Here is a 909-nt window from a genome sequence, read left to right as displayed (position 1 = left end):
GGGTTCAATCAATATTTAGCTAAACCCAAAGATGAAACTAAGATAGAATGTCGCTACACCTTCGACGGTTTAAACGGAATTAACTATTATCATCATCGATATTCTCAAATCTAATCTGAATTAAATAATATTAATCAGCGATTAACTAAAATTCATCAAGAAAATAAAATTTCCCAATTAGAACAAGAATTAGTCAATTTAAATCAAACTCCCGAAAAATACGAACAAACGATTAAAGATAAAACCCAAGAAATCATTGATATTAAAAATAATCTTAAATACCTTCAAGCTCGAGAAGAAAGTTTAAGAACAAAATTAAAGCTGGTCGAAAATCGTCGTCAATCCCAAAAAGAACCCTCTAATCTACCAATTTACGTCAAAAACCTTCACCCTTTCGACCGTTGGAATGAAGATGGTGATACTTATAACCACACCACTTTAAACGGATTCGGTGGTGCTCAGTTTGACAAAAAAGACGATAGTCAATTATTTTTATATGTCAATTTCGAAAAACAACAACACAAAGGCCCAGGTGGTAATTGCTTAATCGTTAAATACAAAGGACCTAAACACTTCTTAGAAGACGACAAAGACTATTACCTTGGTGATGCTTTCGTTGACGATGTTAATTTCAAATTAACCCATTTCCACCTCCACTTCAACCCAAAAAGAAAAACTTTATCCCTTTACCAAGATAAACAAGAATAATGATAAAGTCAAGGAAGCCGAAAACAACAAAAGAACCAGCTCTGACTGGTGATAAAAAAGAATAAAAATAAAAAGGAGATTTAATTAATGTTTAAATTACAAAAACATTTACTATTATTTAATATTATTTTATTTATTGGTTTAGGTTTAATTTTCATTACTAATAATCAACAAGCAATGGGAATGGATAATAACGATGGC

Annotated in this window: 1 protein-coding gene; it reads left to right on the top strand. The window is 30.8% G+C overall.

Going from position 1 to position 909, the window contains the following annotated elements:
- Nucleotides 1-795: 795 nt before the first annotated feature.
- Nucleotides 796-909, top strand: a 114-nt coding sequence (locus RI68_RS03565; RefSeq protein WP_017193373.1) for an SVM family protein, incomplete at its 3' end; no start/stop codon positions are given.

This window comes from Vaccinium witches'-broom phytoplasma str. VAC (assembly GCF_000309405.1).
GTDB lineage: Bacteria > Bacillota_I > Bacilli_A > Acholeplasmatales > Acholeplasmataceae > Phytoplasma.
The sequence above is the reverse complement of the archived record's forward strand: the minus strand, read 5'-3'. Positions and strand labels throughout refer to the sequence as shown.